Genomic DNA, 13,708 nt, shown 5'->3' on the forward strand with positions numbered 1-13,708 from the left:
GCCTGCGCGATCCCAGGAGAACCTAGATCCTCCTGAAAGTGAAATAGGCGCCGCGCCGACCTTCCCGGAGCGCCTTGGCTTCGTAGCGGGTGGAGCGCCAGCCCTCCCACGGCGTCAGCCAGTCGGCCTGGCGCTCGGCCGTCCATTCGAACTCGGACGAGCGCGCCACGCGCGCCAGGGCATAGGCGGCATAGTCGTCGATGTCGGTGGCAAAGCGCAGCTCTCCGCCCGGCTTGAGAATACGAGCCAGGCGCGTCAGCATCTCCTTGCCCAGGAAGCGGCGCTTGCGGTGGCGCCGCTTGGGCCAGGGGTCGGGATAGAGCAGATAGATGCGTGCGATCGAGCCGGCCGGCAGCCAGTCCACCACCGCCTTGGCGTCGTCGTCCCACAGGCGGATATTGGCGAGCCCGTTCTGCTCGATCTGCGCCAGCATCTTGGCGGTGCCGTTGACATAGGCCTCGCAGCCGATGAAGCCGATTTGCGGATTCTCGCCAGCGCGCTGGGTGAGGTGCTCGCCGCCGCCAAAGCCGATTTCGAGCCAGACCTCGCCGACAGGCTCCGGGAATAGGCCAGCAAGATCGGCGGGAGGCGGGGCGGTCAGGTCAAGACGCAATTGCGGGAGCGAAGCGGACATCAGGTCGGCATGCCCCGGCCGCAGGGTCTTGCCCTTGCGGCGGCCGAAGAAGGCGCCGTGGCCGCGAGGCGGGGCATCCGTGCCCTCGCCGAATTTGTCCTTGTCGTCTTCAGTCACGGCCCACATCCACCAGAGGAAAGCGCGTTTGGACGCAATCTACTCCAACATTTTGGTCGGAAGCGTCATTGCGATTCCGGATGACGCCGTCAAATCGCAAAATGCTATGAAAAAAGCCTCTCCCGGCGGGCGGGAAAGGCTTTGCGTTGACGGCTCGCGGCAGATCAGGCGCGCACGGCCTTCTTGATCGCGTCGGCGAGATCGGTCTTCTCCCAGGAGAAACCGCCGTCACGGGCCGACTTGCGGCCGAAATGGCCATAGGCGGAGGTGCGGGCGTAGATCGGCTTGTTGAGGTTGAGATGCTCGCGGATGCCGCGGGGCGTCAGGCTCATCACGTCACGCAGGGCCTTCTCGACCTTCTCCTCGGAGACGTTGCCGGTGCCGTGCAGGTCGACATAGATCGCCAGCGGCTCGGAAACGCCGATGGCGTAGGCGAGCTGGATGGTGCAGCGATCGGCCAGCTTGGCCGCTACCACGTTCTTGGCGAGGTAGCGCGCCGCATAGGCGGCCGAGCGGTCGACCTTGGTCGGGTCCTTGCCGGAGAAGGCGCCGCCGCCATGGGGGGCCGCGCCGCCATAGGTGTCGACGATGATCTTGCGGCCGGTCAGGCCGCAATCGCCGTCCGGGCCGCCGACCACGAACTTGCCGGTGGGGTTGACGTGCCAGACCGTGTCCTTGGTGACCCAGCCTTCCGGCAGAGTCTTGAGGATATGGGGCTCGACCAGCTTCTTGATGTCGCCGGAGGTGAGCTTCTCGTCGAGATGCTGGGTGGAGAGCACGATCTGCGTCACGCCGACCGGCTTGCCATTCTCATACTTCACCGTGACCTGGCTCTTGGCGTCGGGGCCGAGCATGCCAAGTTCGCCCGATTTGCGGGCCTTGGTGATGTCCTCGAGGATCTTGTGGGCGTAATAGATCGGAGCCGGCATCAGCTCCGGCGTCTCGCGGCAGGCATAGCCGAACATGATGCCCTGGTCGCCTGCGCCTTCGTCCTTGTTGCCGGAAATATCGACGCCCTGGGCGATGTCGGGGGACTGGCCGTGCAGCAGGACCTCGATCTTGGCCTTCTTCCAGTGGAAGCCGTCCTGCTCATAGCCGATCGCCTTGACGGCGCGGCGGGCGGCACTCTTGATCTTGCCCTTGGTGACGGTCTCGGGACCACGATATTCGCCGGCGATCACCAGGCGGTTGGTGGTGGCGAGGGTTTCGCAGGCGACGCGCACCTGGGAGGGGTCCATTCCGGTCTTGGCGGCCTCGCGATAGAACAGGTCGACGATTTCGTCGGAGATGCGATCGCAGACCTTGTCGGGGTGGCCTTCAGCGACCGACTCGCTGGTAAACAAATAGTCGGAACGGGACACGAATGTTTCTCCACGCCAAAATGGAACTCGGTATTGTCCCGTTTTGGCGAGGGGAAGCTTCGTCGTCAAGCGGCAAATCGTACGTTTTGTTCGTTTAAAGGAACGCGGCGCGATTTTCCATCACGCTTCCTGGCTTGGCGGCATCGCCAAGCCCGACAAAGGCACATCGAAGTCACAGGGGCGCTTTATTGGCCCGTTCCGTGGCTCAGGCTGCGTGTTCCTGGCTGAGCGTGGAGACGAGATCGACGACCCGGCGGCGCACCTTCGGATCCTTGATGCGGGCAAATGCCTTGTTCAGCTGCAGGCCCTCGGTGGTCGACAGGAATTCGATGACGTGCGAGGTATCGCTCTCGTCGGCATGTTCAGCCGTGTGCACGGCGCCGGTTTCGGGCGGCAGGCCCTCGAAGAAGAAGGAAATGGTGACGCCCAGGATCGAGGCGATCTGCTGCAGCCGGCTCGCACCAATGCGATTGGTGCCCTTTTCATATTTCTGTACCTGCTGAAAAGTAAGGCCAAGTGCCTCGCCGAGCTTCTCCTGGCTCATGCCTACCAGGACACGCCGGATACGGACGCGGCTGCCAACGTGCTGATCAATGGGATTGGGTACTTTCTTGATCATAATATTAACTCCAGGTCACTAGCAAATATTTGAAAATACAGCGACGAATTTGAAAATGAATTGCGGCCGCAACGTGGCGGAAGCACGGCATGCCAGAGATACAATTACGGCAGCGCAATCTGAAGTAGTTCAAATGCATCCTGCAACCAACAGGGTGACTATACCTCCTTATGCGGGAAAATCCAGTCAGTCTCGCGCTTTCCGCTTGGCGCGGTTGTAACAAATATGTGTTATCGCAGCTGTCGGCGATGGTTTCGACAACCAAGGCCGGCGCCGATTAAGGCAATCAGAAACAATCCGGCAATAATGCCGGTGCCGGCCGTGGCAAATAGCGGTGGTGGCAAGGTGGTGGGAAGGCGCGAATCGAGCACGCCGCTGGTGCCGAGCGGCAGGCTGGCGACGATGCGCCCCACCGGGTCGATTACGGCCGAAATGCCGTTGTTGCCGGCGCGGACCACGGGCAGGCCTTCCTCGATCGCGCGCGCCCTTACTTCGGTGAAATGCTGGTAGGGCCCCGGGGTGATGCCGAACCAGGCGTCGTTGGTGACGTTGAGCAGCCAGCCCGGACGGTTGGCCGGATCGATCACCTCGCCCGGAAAGATCGCTTCGTAGCAGATCAGGATGCCGGCGGGCGGCGCGTTGGGAATGTCGAGCGTGCGCAGGCCGGGGCCGGTCGAAAAGCCGCCACGCTGCTTGGTCAATTGCTCGAAGCCGAGGGATTCGAGCAAGGATTGATAGGGCAGATATTCGCCGAAGGGGACGAGGTGCACCTTGTCGTAATTGCCGATAATGGTGCCGGTGGCGTCGATGACGTGCAGCGAATTGAAGAAGCGCCAGCTGCCGTCGTCGAGATTTTCCTCTGCCCGGCCTGCACCCGTCAGCAGCACGGCCTTGGGCGCCACCAGGTCGCCGAGCACCTTGAGGGCCTCGGGATCCTGCGCCACCAGGAAGGGAAAGGCCGATTCCGGCCAGATCAGATGGGTTGTTTTGGCAAGGCCGTCGCTGCCGTCGGCGGCCGGCTGGCGCGACAGCGCGAGATAGCGCGTCAGCACTTCGTTGCGCAGGGCCGGATTGAACTTGGCATCCTGCGGCAGGTCGGGCTGCATGATGCGCAGTTGCACCCCGTCGACGAAGCTGGTGGGATGTTGGCCGAGGCGCCATACGCCGAAGGCCGCCATCGCGACCAGGACAGCGACGGACAGGGCCGGCCAGCGCCAGCCGCCTCGCCGCACCAAGGCGACAGGCGTGGAGAACAGGACGAGTGCGACGAGAGTGAGCCCATAGGCCCCGATCAGGGACAGGCTCTGCGCCAGATGAAGTTCCTCGGCGAGCGCATAGCCGAACAGGTTCCAGGGAAAGCCGGTCAGGATATGGCCGCGCAGCCATTCGACAGCAGCCATGGCGACGGCAAAGGCGAGGATGCGGGCAATTCCCCGTGACCATAGCAACCGCGCCAGCGCAAACCCGGCGGCGTGGAAGAAAGCAAGGCCGGCAGGCAGGAGCACCACTGCGAAGGGCAGCAACCAGGCGAATTGGTCGGCATCGACGAGGAAGGCATTGCCGATCCACCACAGCCCGGCCAGGAAATAGCCGAAGCCGTAGCACCAGCCGAGCCGAGCCGCCGAGCCGATGCTGCGCCAGAAACGGGGGGACGGATTCTCCGGCGCAGGGAAGGCGACGCCGTCCAGCAGCCAGATTGCCACCGGAAAGCTGACGGCCAGAACCGGAAAGGCATTGAACGGGGCCATGGCCAGCGCCGCGAGGGCACCTGCCAGGAAGGCGACGGCCATGCGTCGCCAGCCCCTCAGCCCGGCCAGACGGGACGCAAGTGCAGCGATCACGTGGCGCCGTCGCCGCTGGTTTCGTTCGCCGGGGTCCTCTCGCCATCGGCGGCTGCGGCCGCTTCATCGGCAGGGGACACCGTCTTCTTCTCGCGCTTGCGCCCGTCGCGCGGCCGAGTGATGCCGCTGCCGGCCGTGTGGATGCGGACCCGCTTCACCCGGCGCGGATCGGCATCGAGGATCTCGAATTCGAGCTGGCCCGGTCCCTGCACGATCTCGCCGCGCACCGGTACGCGGCCGGCCAGTGTCACCAGCCAGCCTCCGAGCGTATCGACATCGGCCTCGATCTCGTCCTCATGCATCTCCAGGCCGATGGCGGCGGCGACGTCTTCGAGATCGGCGCGGGCATCGGCAGTGAAGATGCCTTCGCCGGAGGCGACGATCATGTCGCCGTCATCCTCGTCATGCTCATCCTCGATGTCGCCGAGCACGATTTCGACGATGTCCTCCATCGAGACCAGACCGTCCGTGCCGCCATATTCGTCGATCACCAAAGCGAGCTGGGTGCGGGTGGCCTGCATCTTGGCGAGCAGGTCGATCGGCGGCATCGAAGGGGGGACGAACAGCACGTTTCGGGTCAGGGACTTCACCGAACTGAGCGGCGTCGACAGGGTGATGTTGCCCAGGGCGAGGGCCGCTTCCTTGGGCGAGGGCTTGACGGCCTCGCCGTCCCTGGCGGTTTCGCTCTCGCGGACCTTGCGGCTGCGACGGGCGGCAATGGCGGCCCGCGACGCCAGCCAGGCCACGAAATCGCGGATGTGCACCATGCCGCGCGGATCGTCCAGCGTCTCGTTGTAGACGGGCAGGCGCGAATGGCCCGCTGTCTGGAACACCTTGAGCAGGTCACCCAGGGAAATGTCGAGCGGCACGGCCACGATATCCGCCCGGGGCACCATGACGTCATCGACGCGCTTGCCGCGCAGGCCGAGGATGTTCTTGAGCATGGCCCGCTCCTCCGGAGAGAAGCTGGAATCCTCGCCGGCGCGTGTATTCTCGAGCGCGTCGGCCAGGTCCTCGCGGATGGAGGGGGCCGATTTCAGCCCGAGCGCGGACTTGATCCGCCCGAACAGGCCCTCATGCTGGGTGTCCTGGGTGGTGCCGGCTTGGCTGCTACTTCGATCGTTGCTGTCGGACATGGCTCTGGATGTTAGCTCGCTTCGCGCAACAAGGGCGCGTCGGCATAGGGATTGGCGATGCCGAGCTCGGCGAGAATGCGCACTTCCAGCGCTTCCATCACCTCGGCTTCGGCATCGTTCAAATGGTCATGGCCGAACAGATGCAGGAGGCCATGCACGGTGAGGTGGCTGAGATGGTCGGCAAAGCTCACGGAAGTTTCCTCGGCTTCCCGCGCGATCGTCTCATGGGCAAAGATGATATCGCCCAGCATCGGCGCCGTCGCGATGGCTTCTCCCACCGCCTGCGGGAAGGACAAAACATTGGTGGGCTTGTCCTTGCCACGCCATTCGGCGTTGATTTCGCGGATGGAGGCATCGTCGGTCAGGACGATCGAAAGTTCGGCTCCCGGTGCATGGGCAAGCGCCGCGACATCGATGGCTCTGGCCACGGCGCGCGTGATCAGGGCCTCGATGGCATCGAGGTCCTGCCAGAGCCCGCTCTCCTGAGCGATCTCGATGGTAATGGCATCGGTCATGACTTGGTGTCGCCCGAGGGCTTGCTGGAATCCTTGGCTTCATAGGCCCGCACGATCTTGGCAACCAGTTCATGGCGCACGACATCGGCGGCGTTGAATCGGCAGATGGCGATTTCCGGGATGTCTTTCAACAGGTCGATCGCCTCGATCAGGCCCGATTTCTGGCCGGGCGGCAGGTCGATCTGGGTCGGATCGCCGGTGATGATCATGCGCGAGCCTTCGCCCAGGCGCGTCAGGAACATCTTCATCTGCATCGAGGTGCAGTTCTGGGCCTCGTCCAGCAGCACGACCGAATTGGCGAGCGTGCGCCCACGCATGAACGCCAGCGGCGCCACCTCGATCATGCCCGAGGTCAGGCCGCGCTCGACGCGTTCCGGCGGCATCATGTCGTAGAGCGCGTCATAGAGCGGGCGCAGATAGGGGTCGACCTTCTCGCGCATGTCGCCGGGCAGGAAGCCGAGCCTCTCGCCCGCCTCGACGGCGGGGCGGGACAGGATCAGCCGGTCGGCCTCGCCCTTCTCGATCAGCGCCGCGGCGTGGGCGACCGCAAGATAGGTCTTGCCGGTACCCGCCGGGCCGGTGGCAAAGACGAGCTCATGCTTCTGCAACGCCCTGATATAGGCGTCCTGCGCCGGGGTACGGGCGGCAATCGTCTTCTTGCGTGTACCGACGGAGGCTGCACCGCCGGTCGTCGCTACTTTCGGCTTGCCTTCCGGCGTGAACAGCACGCCTTGCGAGGCGGCCATGCGCAACGCGCCGTCGACATCGCCCAGCGCCACCTGCTGGCCGGAGCGCAGGCGCTGATACAGGCTCTCCAGCACGCGCTTGGCCTGTTCCACGCTGTCCTTGGCGCCGCGCAGGGCAACGTGGTTGCCGCGGGCCGTCGCCTCGATGCCGAGCTTGCGCTCGATGAAGGCGAGGTTCTGGTCGTGCTGGCCGAAGAGCAGCGTGGCCAGGCGATTATCCTCGAAGGCCGTGACGATTTCCGCGGGAGCTTCTGTCGTCGGCAGGGGTGGGGTTTGCGTTGTCATGCGTGTCCGTCGTTCCTCGTCCACTTTCAAGCAACGGCCTCCCGGAAATCGGCGCCGGCCAGCACGCCATGCAGCGACCAGGCACCCGTGGCCGTGATCTCGACGGGAGCCACCGTACCGATCAGGCTGTCGTCCGCCTCGATCTGCACGGCCTGGAGATAGGGAGTGCGGCCGGCGATCTGGCCCGGGCGCTTGCCCTTGCGATCGAACAGCACATCCATGGTGCGCCCGATGCTGGCCTGATTGAAGGCCTTCTGCTGGCTTTCGGTCAGGGCCTGCAGCCGTGCCAGGCGGGCTGACTTCACCGCTTCGTCGACCTGATCCGCCATGCCGGCCCCCGGCGTGCCCGGACGCGGGGAATATTTGAACGAATAGGCCGACACATAAGTGACCTCTTCGATCAGCCGCAGGGTCGCCTCGAAATCGGCGTCGGTCTCGCCGGGGAAGCCGACGATGAAGTCGGAAGAAAATGCCATGTCGGGCCGGGCCTGCCGAATCTTCTCGATGAGCTTGAGATAATCGACTGCTGTATGCTTGCGATTCATGACATCCAGAATGCGATCGGAGCCCGACTGCACCGGAAGATGCAGGAAGGGCATCAGGGCCGGCAGATCGCGATGGGCCTCGATCAGGCTGTCATCCATGTCGCGGGGATGGGAGGTGGTGTAGCGCAGGCGCACCACCGGCTCGATGCGGGCGAGGCGATGCACGAGCTGGCCCAGCGTCCAGGCGCGGCCGTCCGGGCCTTCGCCATGATAGGCGTTGACGTTCTGGCCGAGCAGGCTGATCTCGCGCACGCCGGCATCGGCCAGGCGCTCGACCTCGGCCACGATAGCGGCAACCGGCCGCGACGTCTCGGCGCCGCGCGTATAGGGCACCACGCAGAAGGTGCAGAACTTGTCGCAGCCTTCCTGCACGGTGACGAAGGCGGAGGGGCCGCGGGCCAGGGTTTTCTCCCGCCGCGGCGCCGGCAGGATGGCGAACTTGTCCTCGACCGGAAAGTCGGTATCAACCGGCTTGGCCGTGCCATCCGCTTTGGCGAGCAGCTCCGGCAGGCGATGATAGGCCTGCGGGCCCACCACGAGATCGACGGCGGGGGCACGCCTGAGGATCTCCTGGCCTTCGGCCTGGGCGACGCAGCCGGCGACGGCGATCTTCATGTCACCGCCTTGGCGGCGGCGCTCGTCGCGCGCCACGCGCAGGCGGCCAATCTCCGAATAGACCTTCTCGGCCGCCTTTTCCCGAATATGGCAGGTGTTGAGGATGACGAGGTCAGCCTCGTCGGGATTGGCCGTTTCCACATAGCCCGTCGGCGCCAGCGTGTCGGCCATGCGCTGGCTGTCATAGACGTTCATCTGACAGCCATAGGACTTGATGAAGACGGTTTTGGCGCGAGTATCCCCGGAGCCGGCATCACCGTGCGGGTTATGCGGGCGTTCGATCTCGGTCTCGTCAGGAATCATGGGTCTCGCTATTGCCACCTTTCAAGGTGCTAGGGATAGCGGTTTTCCGATCCGATGAGAAGGGTTGAGTTGCCGCGCCCGGGTCCTTCCTGTTGCGAAAGGCTGCGCGAGGGGTGGGGTGAAGCGGCGGGCCTTGCCGACCTTGCCGGTTCCCGGCACTGTGCGCCATCCCATCAAGGCGATTCAAGCTCATGCCCTCTGTCGACCCCGCCGTATTTGCTTCCGATGCCGTGGCCGAGACCACGGCGGCGCTCAATGCCGACATCATCGCCAAGATGAGCGCTTTGCCGGATCTGTGGTCCTTCCCGCCCGAACTGATCCGCGAGACCCGGCGCCAGGGCAAGGGGATCTTCCCGCTGCAAGGCAAGAGTTCCCGGGCTGAAGTGCTGGAGATCGACGGCAAGCAGGGAAGGGTGCCGATCCGCATTATCGCACCGGAAGCACCGACCGGGGTTTACATGCACATCCATGGCGGCGGCTGGATGTTCAACCAGTCCGACTTCCAGGACGAAAGTCTGGAGAAGATTGTCGCGGCCACCGGCATGGCCTGCATTTCGGTGGAATATCGCCTGGCGCCGGAACATCCCTTTCCCGCCGGACCGGACGATTGCGAGGCCGCGGCGCTGTGGTTGGCGTCGGAAGGCAGCAAGCGTTTCCGCACCAAGCGCTTCTTCATCGGCGGCGAGAGCGCCGGCGCCCATCTCTCCGCGCTGACGCTGCAGCGCCTGCGCGACCGGCACGGCCTCACGCCCTTCGCGGGGGCCAATCTCATCGCCGGCTGCTACGATCTCGGCATGACCCCGAGTGCGCGCAGCTTCGATCGCGGCAAGCTGATCCTGACGCCGCGCGACATCGCGCTGTTCGTGCGGGCCTGCGTGCCCGATGGCGTCGATCTGCGCTCGCCCGATGTTTCCCCGCTCTATGGCGATCTCAACGGCATGCCGCCGGCCCTGTTCTCCGTCGGAACCTATGACGCCCTGCTTGACGATAGCGTGTTTATGGCGGGACGCTGGGAGGCGGCTGGCAATGCCACGACGCTCAGGCTGTGGCCGGGCGGCTGCCATGTCTTCCAGGGCTTCGACTTTCCGATGGCGCAGGAGGCCTTCGCCGAGGAGATCGCCTTCTTCAACGGGCATTGAGGGCACGGCCCATGCCTGACGAGGGCCAGATTTCGGTTTTCGACGATCCCGCTCCTGCAGATCTCCAGCGGCTCGACGATCTGCTCGACCAGGACAATATCGAGCGCACCGGTATCCGTGATGCACGGCTGCTGGCCATCCTGCTGCGCTCTGCAGAAGGCGAGCTTTATGCCGGCTTGCACGGGCATAGTTGGGGCGGTTGCTGCGAGATCAAGACGCTCTGGGTCGCCGAAGGCCGTCGTCGGCAAGGCCTTGGCGCGCGCCTCCTGGCAGCGGCCGAGGAAGAGGCGCTCCGTCGGGGCTGCTGCCAGATCGTACTGACGACCCACTCCTTCCAGGCGCCCGCCTTCTACGAGAAGTGCGGATTCCGGCGGTTGGCATCGATCGAGGATTATCCGCGGGGATATGCCAACATCGTGATGGTGAAACCATTGAAGCGGTGATGCAGCCTGCGTGCCGGCACCTTGTCCGTCTTTCCCGCGCGGTAAAGGCATGGGGCAGGAACGGGCGAGATGCCGGCAGGTTCGCGGTTCACCTCCGCTTCTTGCGCCAGGGTGCGTCCTGCTCCCAGTCGCCGGCCATGATCGAGCCATAGGGCAGGACCTCGTCGATCACCTCGGCGAGGCCGTATTTGTCGATCTGGGCCCGGACCGCGGCAGCATTCTTGTAGGCCTGCGGCAATTCGGACAGATCCGCCTTGCCACAATAGAAGCGCACGTCGATACCCTCGGGCAGGCCCGGCTTTTCCTGGCGCAGAAAGGCCGAGCGGCTGAGATTGCGGCCCGCCCCGTGCGGGGCGAAGCCGAGGGCCTGCTTGCGGTCGCGATGCGTCGTGATCAGGATCGGTTCGGCCATGTTGAGCGGGATCAACGTGCGGCCGTCGTCATCCGGCGAGAAGCCGGTCCAGGAGGGCGTGGCTCCCTTGCCATGATAATAGAGCCCGTCATCGCGCCGGAACACGAAATTGTGCTCGTTCCAGAACCGGTCGGCCACGGCATTGCCCAGCGATCGGGCGGCAAGGTCGTGAATGGCGAAATGGCTTGCCTTGGTCCAGCTCCGCGCGAATTGCAGAGCCTGCCAATAGGCCTGCCCCTCTTCACTCGAAGCCTGCAGCCAGGCATTGTGGGCCGGCACCCGCGGCGCCACGATCTGGGTGTGCCTGCGGGCGGCTGCCATGCCGCGCTTGTAGAGCTGGGCACCGAGCCCGCGCGAACCGTGATGGGTCACCAGCGCCGGCTGGCCGCTGGAGCTGAGGTGGCCGACATAGGCAAAGTGATTGCCGTCGCCCTGCGAGCCGAAATGGCCTGTTACGATGTTGCCGAGCCCGTGCAGGAAGGGATTGGCCTGCAGCGTGGCATCGATGTCGGGCGCGAAATCCGGGACGATCATCGCCTTGCGTCCGCCGGGGCCGAAATGAGTCGCGGCCTGGACCGCATCGAGGATGCGCCTGGGATCATCCTTGCGTGCAAACACGGTGATCGCCACCGAGCAGCAGATGTCGGCGGAATGAAAGCCGGGATGGATGGCGTCCTCGCAGGCGACCGCGCCGCCGACCGGGATCGTCCCGAGAGCGGTGCCGGAAGGGCAGGCGTCCGGCATCACGGCGCCGGCGACGATGGTCGGCACCCGCATGAGAGCGTCCATATGCGCGGTCACGGCCGCGAGGTTGGCCCGTTCGAGTTCGCCTTCGGCGTCGAGGAAGACGCCATAGGGCAGGCCATTGGTGCGCAGCAGGGTCTCGACCGGCTGCAAGGCCTGCAGGGCGGTGAAGATGGCATCGTCATCCGCGCCGGCCTGGCGCAGGCGATTGGCCTCGGCCAGGGCCTGCCCGAACCACTTGCCGGGCTGAAAGCCCCAGGCAATCAGCGTCGTGCCATCGATGGTGCCAGTGGTTGCGGTCATGTCGGGAGATGCCCCGTCCACATTCCGTGTCATTGCTCTGGTTCCGGTGTGTTGTCTTGCAACGCCGCGCAACAAGAGTTTGGGGCGGCACGGCGTTTAGGCCGATGCGCCGCTAAAAGCAAGCGGATTTCCCTTTGGGAAAGGTACCAGTACGCCGCAAAGAAAAAGGCAGGGAAATCCCTGCCTTTGAATGGATCGGATGGAAGGCTGCGATCAGGCGCGGGCGGCGCGACGCTCCTTGTCGCGCTCACGCCGACGGTCGAGCACCGGCTGGTAGGCGATCGAGGCATGATGGGGGCAGTAGGGGCCAGAGGGGCCGACGCGGCTGCCGCAGAAACGGAAGTCCTCACGCCCGGGATCGCCCAGCGGCCAGCGGCACATATGCTCGCGCAGTTCCATGATGGTGACACGCTCGGACATCGGGATGACGACTTCCTCGACCGGACGCAAGGCGGGTTCGGGGCGTTCTTCAATGGCGACGAGCGGCATGATCTGCGGAGCGAGGGCGGTATTGCCCCGCACCACGGGCGCGGAGGTCTGGGTGCGGAGCGGATGCGAGGGAGCCCGCGTGGGCTTGATGCGACGCTGTGGTGCCGGCGCGGGCGCCTTGGCCCGGCCAGACAAACCGAGTCTATGCACCTTGCCGATCACGGCGTTGCGTGTGACGCCGCCAAGTTCTGTGGCAATGGCGCTAGCAGACAGACCTTCTGACCACAGCTTTTTCAGAAGTTCTACCCGCTCGTCTGTCCAGTGCATCAGCCTCTCCTGCCTTCCGCCTTGTTTTCGCCCGAATTCGCTACGCCGAATCCTTTCCCATCAGCCACGATGTCGACAGAACATCGTTGCGCATGCACGCCATGAGCTGACAGGAGTTACGAGACGCCGCACGAGATGTCGTGCTTAACGAAGCCTTAACTACAATAGGCAGTGACTCTCGCGCAAGAGTCCTGCTGGCGCGGGGTGCGTTTTCCCCAGCTTCGGCGACAAAGTGAGTCTTTTCGGTAACAGCGGAGGGCGTGCAAGTTTCCGTTTACGTCACGGAAGGCCTGCAAAGGGATCGACAGGAAACCAGCGGCGCACGAGATCGGCATAGATGCCCTGTTCCCAGATCTGGAAAAGGGCATAGTCGATGGCCTGCTTGAGATCCCCGTCCTCCCGGCGCATGGCCATGCCGATGCCGTCACCGAAGAAGTGGCCGTCGAGATAGGGCGCGCCCGCAAAGCTGCAGCAATTGCCGGCCTCCGAGCCGTTGAGCCAGAGCGACAGGCCGATGCCGTCGGCGAAGACCAGGTCGATTTCTCCGCGCTTGAGCGCCTCGCGCAGCGCCGCGTCATTGGCGAAGGATACCAGGTTGGCGGTCTTGAGATAGGCCTTGGCGTAAGCGGCATGCGCCGTGTCGGCGACGACGCCGATGCGACGGCCGGCCAGTCCCTCCGGCGTCAGGGCCGGTGGCGGGTCCTGGCGCCGCATGGCGAAGCGGGCGGGGCGCATGTAATAGGGGCGGGAGAACTGCAGTCTTTCGCGGGCTTCCTTGCTCGGCACGAGCGAGGCAGCGATCACATCCGCCTGCCCCTCTTCCAGGGCTGCGACGATGGTGTCCCAGCGCCGGGCCTGGATGGTGCAGGGGACTTTCAGCTGCCGGCAGACCGCGCGGGCGAGGTCGACATTGAAGCCTTCCAGGGCGCCGCTGGATCCCTGGAAGTCGAAAGGCGGAAAATCGTCCTCCGTGAGGAAGCGGATCCGGCGTACGGATTTCAGATCCGGCCGCTCCGGGCGCCGGTGCGGATCCCACAGGCCGTAGGGGCCGGTGCCGGTCGGGGCTGCCGTGCTGTTGCCATGGGCGAGGATGGCGAGCATCAATCCGAGGAGGAGCGTCCAGAGGGCACCGAATTTCAACAGGCCATATTCCTATTGCAGCGGGGCCGGGCAGGGTTTCCCGGCGGGGTCCAT

At 64.8% G+C, this 13,708-nt stretch carries 13 protein-coding genes; 2 read left to right on the forward strand and 11 right to left on the reverse strand.

The window, feature by feature from the left end:
• Window positions 1-22: 22 nt before the first annotated feature.
• The 8 genes from trmB to miaB all read right to left on the reverse strand — a co-directional run bounded on the left by trmB (window position 23) and on the right by miaB (window position 8,717).
• Entirely contained in the window at window positions 23-760 is a 738-nt protein-coding gene (gene trmB / locus QM672_RS00635) for a tRNA (guanosine(46)-N7)-methyltransferase TrmB (protein ID WP_415080334.1), read from the reverse strand.
• Window positions 761-915: 155 nt separating this feature from the next.
• Window positions 916-2,112 carry a methionine adenosyltransferase gene (gene metK, locus QM672_RS00640; RefSeq protein ID WP_068288087.1) on the reverse strand — a complete coding sequence of 399 codons (1,197 nt, stop codon included), beginning with the start codon at window positions 2,110-2,112 and terminating at the stop codon, window positions 916-918.
• Between the two features lie 205 nt (window positions 2,113-2,317).
• Complete coding sequence (locus QM672_RS00645) at window positions 2,318-2,731, reverse strand: helix-turn-helix domain-containing protein (protein ID WP_068288091.1); 414 nt, start codon at window positions 2,729-2,731, stop codon at window positions 2,318-2,320.
• A 230-nt stretch (window positions 2,732-2,961) separates the two neighbouring features.
• On the reverse strand, window positions 2,962-4,521 hold the full coding sequence (gene lnt / locus QM672_RS00650; RefSeq protein WP_415080480.1) for an apolipoprotein N-acyltransferase: 1,560 nt from the start codon (window positions 4,519-4,521) through the stop codon (window positions 2,962-2,964).
• 47 nt (window positions 4,522-4,568) lie between these two features.
• The gene (locus tag QM672_RS00655; protein WP_415080335.1) at window positions 4,569-5,708 is read right to left on the reverse strand and encodes a transporter associated domain-containing protein; all 1,140 of its coding nucleotides are present in this window, start codon (window positions 5,706-5,708) and stop codon (window positions 4,569-4,571) included.
• Between the two features lie 11 nt (window positions 5,709-5,719).
• Window positions 5,720-6,223: an rRNA maturation RNase YbeY gene (gene ybeY, locus QM672_RS00660; RefSeq protein WP_415080336.1), complete on the reverse strand. Its 504-nt coding sequence runs from the start codon at window positions 6,221-6,223 to the stop codon at window positions 5,720-5,722.
• The gene (locus tag QM672_RS00665; protein ID WP_311942903.1) at window positions 6,220-7,254 is read right to left on the reverse strand and encodes a PhoH family protein; all 1,035 of its coding nucleotides are present in this window, start codon (window positions 7,252-7,254) and stop codon (window positions 6,220-6,222) included. The genes ybeY and QM672_RS00665 overlap by 4 nt, the downstream gene beginning before the upstream one ends.
• Before the next feature lie 26 nt (window positions 7,255-7,280).
• Entirely contained in the window at window positions 7,281-8,717 is a 1,437-nt protein-coding gene (gene miaB, locus QM672_RS00670; RefSeq protein WP_415080337.1) for a tRNA (N6-isopentenyl adenosine(37)-C2)-methylthiotransferase MiaB, read from the reverse strand.
• A gap of 191 nt (window positions 8,718-8,908) precedes the next feature.
• On the opposite strand from miaB, the gene QM672_RS00675 reads away from it, so the two are divergent.
• Both QM672_RS00675 and QM672_RS00680 read left to right on the forward strand, forming a co-directional pair.
• Complete coding sequence (locus QM672_RS00675) at window positions 8,909-9,856, forward strand: alpha/beta hydrolase (RefSeq protein ID WP_415080338.1); 948 nt, start codon at window positions 8,909-8,911, stop codon at window positions 9,854-9,856.
• 11 nt (window positions 9,857-9,867) lie between these two features.
• Window positions 9,868-10,299 (forward strand): GNAT family N-acetyltransferase, encoded by a 432-nt coding sequence (locus QM672_RS00680; protein WP_415080339.1) that lies wholly within the window; start codon window positions 9,868-9,870, stop codon window positions 10,297-10,299.
• A gap of 88 nt (window positions 10,300-10,387) precedes the next feature.
• On the opposite strand, the gene QM672_RS00685 is transcribed toward QM672_RS00680, so the two are convergent.
• The 3 genes from QM672_RS00685 to QM672_RS00695 all read right to left on the reverse strand — a co-directional run bounded on the left by QM672_RS00685 (window position 10,388) and on the right by QM672_RS00695 (window position 13,654).
• Window positions 10,388-11,758, reverse strand: a complete 1,371-nt coding sequence (locus QM672_RS00685) for an RtcB family protein (protein ID WP_415080340.1) — start codon at window positions 11,756-11,758, stop codon at window positions 10,388-10,390.
• A 213-nt stretch (window positions 11,759-11,971) separates the two neighbouring features.
• Window positions 11,972-12,514 (reverse strand): GcrA family cell cycle regulator, encoded by a 543-nt coding sequence (locus QM672_RS00690; RefSeq protein ID WP_311942886.1) that lies wholly within the window; start codon window positions 12,512-12,514, stop codon window positions 11,972-11,974.
• Window positions 12,515-12,793: 279 nt separating this feature from the next.
• Window positions 12,794-13,654 (reverse strand): transporter substrate-binding domain-containing protein, encoded by an 861-nt coding sequence (locus QM672_RS00695; protein ID WP_415080341.1) that lies wholly within the window; start codon window positions 13,652-13,654, stop codon window positions 12,794-12,796.
• Window positions 13,655-13,708 lie beyond the last annotated feature (54 nt).

The sequence above is a fragment of the Labrys sp. (in: a-proteobacteria) genome, assembly GCF_047605565.1.
GTDB classification, from domain to species: Bacteria; Pseudomonadota; Alphaproteobacteria; order Rhizobiales; family Labraceae; genus Labrys; species Labrys neptuniae.